Below are 7,423 nucleotides of genomic sequence, written 5' to 3'. Positions count from 1 at the left end.
TCGGGTCGCACGTGCACCACCGCCGGTGCTGGACTCCGCCCCGGCCATTCAGAGGATGGAGACGCCGTTGACTTCCGTGGCCACCCCCGGTCTCGACAACGCCCCGACCACCCACGCCCGCCTGCTCGCGTGGGTGCGGGAGATGGCGGAGCTGGCGACCCCTGACGAGGTGGTCTGGGTAGACGGCAGCGACGAGGAGTGGACGCGGCTCACGGACAAGCTGGTCGACGCCGGCACCTTCACCCGTCTGCAGGCCAAGCCCAACTCGTTCCACTGCGCGTCGGACCCCAGCGACGTCGCCCGGGTCGAGGACCGCACCTACATCTGCTCGGTCGACGAGGCCGACGCCGGTCCCACCAACAACTGGATGGACCCGGCGGAGATGAAGTCGATCATGACCGAGCTGTACCGGGGGTGCATGCGCGGCCGGACGATGTACGTCATCCCGTTCTGCATGGGCCCGGTCGAGGCCGAGAACCCCATGTTCGGCGTCGAGCTCACCGACTCCGAGTACGTCGTGGTCTCCATGCGCGTGATGGCCCGCATCGGCAGCGACATCCTCGAGGCGATGGGTTCCGACCGGCCGTTCGTGCCCGCCATGCACTCCCTCGGCGCCCCGCTCGGCGAGGGCCAGCAGGACGTCGCCTGGCCCTGCAGCGACACCAAGTACATCGTGCACTTCCCCGAGGAGCGGGCCATCTGGTCCTACGGCTCGGGCTACGGCGGCAACGCCCTGCTGGGCAAGAAGTGCTACTCGCTGCGCATCGCCTCGGTCATGGCGCGCGACGAGGGCTGGCTCGCCGAGCACATGCTGATCCTCAAGCTGACCAGTCCGCAGCAGAAGACCTACTACATCGCCGCGGCCTTCCCGTCGGCCTGCGGCAAGACGAACCTGGCGATGCTCGAGCCGACCATCCCCGGCTGGAAGGTCGAGACCCTCGGCGACGACATCGCGTGGATGCGCTTCGGCGACGACGGCCGGCTCTACGCGCTCAACCCGGAGTTCGGCCTGTTCGGTGTCGCGCCGGGCACCGGCTGGGACACCAACCCCAACGCGATGCGCACCATCGACAAGGGCAACTCGGTGTTCACCAACGTCGCGCTCACCGACGACGGCGACATCTGGTGGGAGGGCATGACCGACGAGCCGCCGGCCCACCTCACCGACTGGAAGGGCCGCGACTGGACGCCGGACAGCGACGAGCCCTCCAGCCACCCGAACAGCCGGTTCTGCACCCCGATCACCCAGTGCCCGATCCTGGCTCCGGAGTACGACGACCCGAAGGGCGTGCCGATCTCGGCGATCCTCTTCGGTGGCCGTCGCAAGACCACGATCCCGCTGGTCAGCGAGGCCCGGGACTGGAACCACGGCGTGTTCATGGGCGCGACGCTCTCCTCGGAGACGACCGCCGCCGCGACCGGTGCCGTCGGCGTCGTCCGTCGCGACCCCTTCGCCATGCTGCCGTTCATCGGCTACAACGCCGGTGACTACTTCTCGCACTGGGTCGACACCGGCAAGCAGCACGACTCGACCAAGCTGCCCCGGATCTTCTACGTGAACTGGTTCCGCCGCGACGAGGACGGCGGCTTCCTGTGGCCGGGCTTCGGCGAGAACAGCCGCGTGCTCAAGTGGGTCGTCGAGCGGCTCGAGGGCACCGCGGCCGCCGTCGAGACCCCGGTCGGCCACGTGCCGACGGTGGATTCGCTGGACGTCTCGGGTCTGGACATGACCCCCGAGCAGGTCGAGCAGGCGCTCGCCGTCAAGCCCGAGGAGTGGCGCGAGGAGATCCCGCAGATCACCGAGTGGTTCGAGAAGTTCGGCGACAAGCTCCCCAGCACGATGTGGGACGAGCTGGAGATCCTGAAGAGCCGCCTCGGCTGAAAGATGACCCCCCTGCCCCCGCCACTCGCAAGCTCGCGGCGGGACCCTGCAGGGGGGCACCGTGGGGGTGCCGGTTCACCGAGCCGCCGCGCGGTGAGTTCGGCTAGCGTGAGTCGCTCTCACATCGGTACGACGACAGGCTTCCCCGCTCGTGGCGAATCCCTACCTGCAGGTGCTGCGGACCCCGCACGCGCTGCCGATGGTGCTGGCCGCCTTCATCGGGCGGCTGCCGCTGTCGATGGTCGGGCTGGGCTGCGTCCTGCTGGTCGCGGACGAGACCGGTTCCTACGGTCTGGGCGGCGCGGTCGCGGCCGCCGGCGCCGTCACGACCGCCATCGCCGGGCCGGTTCTCGGCCGCTGGGCCGACAGCCACGGCCAGCGCCGGGTGCTCCTGCCGGTCCTCGCCGTCTTCGTGGTCGCCGGGACGGCGTTCCTGGCGGCCGTGAAGGGCGACTGGCCGCTGTGGACTGTCTTCGTCTCGGCGGGGGTCGCGGGCGCCTGCATCCCGCCGGTCTCGTCGATGATCCGCGTCCGCTGGACCCATCTGCTGCGCGGCAGCCACCGGTTGCCGACGGCGCTGGCGATGGAGTCGGTGGTCGACGAGTTCGTCTTCATCGTCGGCCCGGTCCTGGTCACCTTCCTGTCGACCACCGGGCACGCGACCAGCGGCGTGGTCACCGCGTTCACGCTGGCCGCGGTGGGCAGCCTGCTGTTCGCCGCCCAGGGCCGGACCGAGCCGCCGCCCACCCCCCACGAGCATCGCAACGGCCCGTCGGCGATCCGCACGCCCGGCCTGCGGGTGCTCTTCGTCGTGGGGGCGGCCGTCGGCGCCATCCTCGGCACGCTGGAGATCGCGCTGGTCGCCTTCGCCGACCAGGAGGACGCCAAGTCGCTGTCCGGCGTCCTCATCGCCGGGCTGGCGGTGGGGTCGATGGCCAGCGGCATCGGCTGGGGCACCGTGCACTGGCGGATGCCGCTGCGGCTCCGGCTGACGGCGGTGCTGGTCATCCTGACCGTGTGCAGCATCCCGCTGCTGCTGGTCACCGACGTCTGGGTGATGCTGCCGTTCGTGGTCATCGCGGGGGTGGCCGTGTCGCCGTCCCTGATCAGCTCGTTCACGCTCGCCGAGGTGCTCGTGCCACGGTCGGCGGTGACCGAGGCGTTCACCTGGATCGGCACCGCGCTGGGCCTCGGCGTGGCCGTCGGCGCCTCGGTGGCCGGCAAGATCGTCGACCTCTACGGCGCCAACGCGGCGTTCCTCGTGGCGACCGTGGCCGCGGCCGTGGCGGCCGTCGTCGTCGCGGCCTTCCAGCGGCTGCTGCACGTCCCGGCCGAGCACGCGGCCAGTCCGGCCATGGCCCGCTGATGGGGGAACGGCCGGTGGGCGCCCGGACCATCGACGAACTGCTCGAGCAGGTCCGCAGCCGGATCGACCGCGTCCACCCCACCGAGGTCGCCCGGCGGGTGGCGGACGGCGCGCTGCTGGTCGACACCCGGCCGTACGAGCAGCGGACGCGGGACGGGGCCGTGCCCGGCGCGCTCGTCGTGGACCGCAACGTGCTCGAGTGGCGGCTCGACCCGGCCAGCCCCGACCGGCTGCCGGAGGTGACCGGCTACGACCTCGAGGTCATCGTCCTGTGCAACCAGGGCTACAGCTCCAGCCTGGTCGCCGACACGCTGCGCGCCCTCGGCCTCCGCCGCGCCGTCGACGTGATCGGCGGCTTCGAGGCCTGGGTGGCGCTCGGCCTGCCGGTCGTCGAGGTCGGTGCCGCGGACATGGCGGCCTGAGCGGTGCGGTGACGCGCGCTCGGCCCGCCGCCGGCGGAGGGCGCCGGCTCGGCGTCGCACCCGAGCGGCTCGGGAAGTGGCTGGACGGCGTCGCCGCCCGGCACGGTGCCTTCACCGAGGTCGCGCACCGCGGCGGCGCCGTGCACGTCACCTGCGCGGACTCCACGACGGTGGTCCTCCGGGCGCCGTTCGACTGGATGCCGGAGCCGGTCCTGCTCGCCGGCTTCACCGCCGACGCCCGTCTCCCGCGCCGGGCCGCCGTGCTGCTCGTGCGGCGCGGCCGCTGGGCCGTGGGGATCTTCGACGGCTCCGACCTGGTCGTCTCCAAGGTGGATGCCCGCCTCGTCCAGGGCCGGACCGCCGCCGGGGGTACGTCCCAGCAGCGCTACGCACGACGCAGGGGAAACCAGACCGACGCCGTCGTCGACCACGCGATCGAGACCGCCGTCCGGGTGCTGCTGCCGCACGCCGCCGGGGTGGCGGCCCTGTTCACCGGCGGCGACCGTGGCCTGGTCGACGACGTCCTCGCCGACCCGCGCCTCGCGCCGCTCGCCGCGCTGCGCCGCGAGCCCGCCCTCGACGTGGGCGAACCGACCAAGGCCGTCCTGCTCGAGACGCCGAAGCAGTTCCGCGCCGTGGACGTCCACATCGTCGAGCCGCAGGACCGCGGCTGAGTCCCCTGGTGCATCCTGGAGGCGAGACCAGGCCGGGCTCGCCAACCGAGAGGAGTCGCACCATGCGCGACGCAGTCATCGTCGAGGCCGTGCGCACGCCCGTCGGCAAGCGCAACGGCGGACTGTCCGGCGTCCACCCGACCGACCTGTCGGCGCACGTCCTGGAGTCGCTCGCCGCCCGCGCCGGGATCGACCCCGTGCACGTGGACGACGTCATCTGGGGGTGCGTCTCCCAGATCGGCGAGCAGACGTTCGACATCGCGCGCAACGCCGTCCTCGCCGCCGGCTGGCCCGAGAGCGTCCCCGGCACGACGATCGACCGCCAGTGCGGCTCGTCACAGCAGTCGGTGCACTTCGCCGCGGCCGGGCTGGTCGCCGGCCACTACGACGTCGTCGTCGCCGGCGGGGTGGAGTCGATGAGCCGGGTGCCGATGGGTTCGTCGGTCGCCGACCAGAACCCGCTGGGCGAGCGCTTCCTCGCGCGGTACGGAACGTTCCCGAACCAGGGGATCGGCGCGGAGATGATCGCCGAGCGGTGGGGGCTGTCGCGCACCCAGCTCGACGAGTTCGCGCTGCGCTCGCACGAGCGCGCCGCCTCCGCCCAGGACGACGGCCGCTTCACCGCCCAGATCGCCCCGGTCACCGCCCCCGACGGCACCGTCGTCGAACTCGACGAGGGCATCCGCCGCGGCGGGACGGTCGAGGCGCTCGCCGGGCTCAAGACCCCGTTCAAGCCCGACGGCGTCATCAGCGCCGGCAATGCCAGCCAGATCTCCGACGGCTCGGCCGCACTGCTGATGACCACGAGCGACAAGGCACGCGAGCTGGGCCTGACCCCGATCGCCCGCGTGCACAGCGTGGCGCTGGCCGGCGACGACCCGGTCACGATGCTGACCGCCCCCATCCCGGCCACCCGCAAGGTGCTCGACCGCAGCGGCCTGCGCCTCGACGAGATCGGCGTCTTCGAGATCAACGAGGCGTTCGCCTCCGTGCCCCTGGCCTGGTTGCACGAGATCGGTGCGGACGAGAAGTCCCTCAACCCGCTCGGCGGTGCGATCGCCCTCGGTCACCCGCTGGGCGGCAGCGGCGCCCGGATCATGACGACGATGGTCCACCACATGCGCGACCAGGGGATCCGCTACGGGCTCCAGTCGATGTGCGAGGGCGGCGGGCAGGCCAACGCCACGATCCTCGAGCTGGTCTGAGCCGGCCCTGCCGGAAGTCCGGTGACGGACGGCGGGCTGCGGCGTAACGTCTCCGGACCGTGTCTCACTCCGCCGAACCCGAGACCGTTCCACAAGAGCAGGGCCCAACCGATCCCGTCCTCGTGGCCGAGCGCGCCCACCTGGCGCGCGCGGCCGACTGCCTGACCGGCATGCGCGCCGCGGCGTCCGCGGTGACCGACGCCGGGGTGGACGCCTGGGCGTCCGAGCGGCTCGGCGCCGCCCGCGCCGAGCGCCTGCGCGCGCTGGCCGCCGATCCGGGCGTGCCGCCGTTCTTCGGCCGGACCGACACCCCCACCGAGGCCTTCCACATCGGCCGCCGGCACGTCCGTGACGCGGCGGGCGACCCGGTGGTCATCGACTGGCGGGCGCCGATGAGCCGGCCGTTCTACCAGGCCACGGCCGTCGATCCCCAGGGTGTGGTCCGCCGTCGCCGGTTCGGCTTCAGCGGGGGAGACCTCACCGGCTACGACGACGAGCTGCTCGGAGCCGGTGACGGCTCGGCCCCGCTGCAGGGTCCCGCCGCGAGCTCGCGAGCGGAGGGGGGCAGGGGGGGCCTTCTGCTGCGCGCGGAGATCGAGCGCCCGCGCAGCGGCCCGATGCGCGACATCGTCGCCACGATCCAGCCCGACCAGGACGACATCGTCCGGGCGCCGCTCGCCGACTCCATCTGCGTGCAGGGCGCCCCGGGCACGGGTAAGACGGCGGTCGGCCTGCACCGCGCGGCCTACCTCCTCTACACGCACGGCGGGCAGCTGGCCCGGACCGGCGTCCTGGTCATCGGGCCGAACAACGCCTTCCTCCGCTACATCGAGCAGGTGCTCCCGACCCTCGGCGAGGTCGACGTCGAGCAGACGACGGTGGCCGGGCTGACCGCGCGGGTGCCCGTGCGCGCCGACGACCGCCCCGAGGTCGCCGTCCTCAAGGGCGACGCCCGCCTGGCCGACGTGCTGCGCCGGGCGCTGTGGGGCGAGATCGCGAAGCCGCAGGACTCGGTCCAGGTGTCGCTGGCCGGCCGGCGCTACCGGGTGCCGGTCGAGCGGCTCAAGCGGTACGTCGACGACCTGCGCCGGCGGTCCCGCTCCGACGACGACCAGCAGCTGCTGCACTACGCGGCCGGGCGGGAACGCCTGGCGATGCTGCTGGCCGAGGACGCACGGCGGCAGAAGGAGGAGGCCGGCGGCAGCCCTCCGGACGCCGAGGTCCGCAGAGCCGCGCGCAGCGAGGAGGTGCGGGCGTTCTGCGACGCCGTCTGGCCCGCACGCGATGCCGCCGGGCTGCTCTGCGACCTGTGGTCGGACCCGGCCCGCCTGGCCCGTGCCGCCCGCGGCATCCTGGACGACGACGAGCAGGCGCTGCTGCACCGGCCCGCCCGCTCCGTCCGCACGGCGGACTGGACGGCGGCCGACGCCGTCCTCGTCGACGAGCTCGCGGGCCTGATCGAGCGGACCCCCGGATACGGCCACGTGGTGGTCGACGAGGCCCAGGACCTCTCACCGATGCAGTGCCGCGCGGTGGCCCGGCGGCTGGCCGCGGGCTCGCTGACCGTGCTCGGCGACCTGGCCCAGGCCACCAGCCCATGGTCGCCGTCGGACTGGGCGCAGACGCTCGCCGGGCTGGGCCGTCCGGGCACCGCCGTCCGTCCTCTGACCCGGGGCTACCGCGTGCCCCGCGAGGTGCTGGAGTTCGCCAACCGACTGCTGCCGCTCATCGCGCCGGGGCTGCCGGCGGCCACGGCGGTCCGATCGGAGCCCGGGGCGCTGACCGTGCGCACGGCCGCTTCCTGGCCGCTGGCCGACGTCCTCCGGGAACTGCGGGCGGTGCCGGGCTCGATCGGGGTCGTCTGCGCCGACGCC

Annotated in this window: 6 protein-coding genes; all 6 read left to right on the top strand. The window is 73.3% G+C overall.

Features of this window, described 5'->3' with window-relative positions; all coding sequences use genetic code 11:
- The first annotated feature begins 67 nt into the window (after nucleotides 1–67).
- A complete protein-coding gene (locus tag E4P40_RS24850; protein WP_135161024.1) occupies nucleotides 68–1,882 on the top strand; it encodes a phosphoenolpyruvate carboxykinase (GTP) in 1,815 nt (604 codons plus the stop codon).
- A gap of 151 nt (nucleotides 1,883–2,033) precedes the next feature.
- Nucleotides 2,034–3,248 (top strand): MFS transporter, encoded by a 1,215-nt coding sequence (locus tag E4P40_RS24845; RefSeq protein ID WP_135161023.1) that lies wholly within the window; start codon nucleotides 2,034–2,036, stop codon nucleotides 3,246–3,248.
- Between the two features lie 14 nt (nucleotides 3,249–3,262).
- Nucleotides 3,263–3,670 carry a rhodanese-like domain-containing protein gene (locus E4P40_RS24840; RefSeq protein WP_245160567.1) on the top strand — a complete coding sequence of 136 codons (408 nt, stop codon included), beginning with the start codon at nucleotides 3,263–3,265 and terminating at the stop codon, nucleotides 3,668–3,670.
- 8 nt (nucleotides 3,671–3,678) lie between these two features.
- Entirely contained in the window at nucleotides 3,679–4,344 is a 666-nt protein-coding gene (locus E4P40_RS24835; RefSeq protein WP_135161021.1) for an acVLRF1 family peptidyl-tRNA hydrolase, read from the top strand.
- 62 nt (nucleotides 4,345–4,406) lie between these two features.
- The gene (locus tag E4P40_RS24830) at nucleotides 4,407–5,549 is read left to right on the top strand and encodes a thiolase family protein (protein ID WP_135161020.1); all 1,143 of its coding nucleotides are present in this window, start codon (nucleotides 4,407–4,409) and stop codon (nucleotides 5,547–5,549) included.
- A 122-nt stretch (nucleotides 5,550–5,671) separates the two neighbouring features.
- A partial coding sequence (locus E4P40_RS24825; protein ID WP_245160566.1) for an AAA family ATPase occupies nucleotides 5,672–7,423 on the top strand: 1,752 nt, incomplete at its 3' end.

The organism is Blastococcus sp. CT_GayMR20 (genome assembly GCF_004570345.1).
The sequence above is the reverse complement of the archived record's forward strand: the minus strand, read 5'-3'. Positions and strand labels throughout refer to the sequence as shown.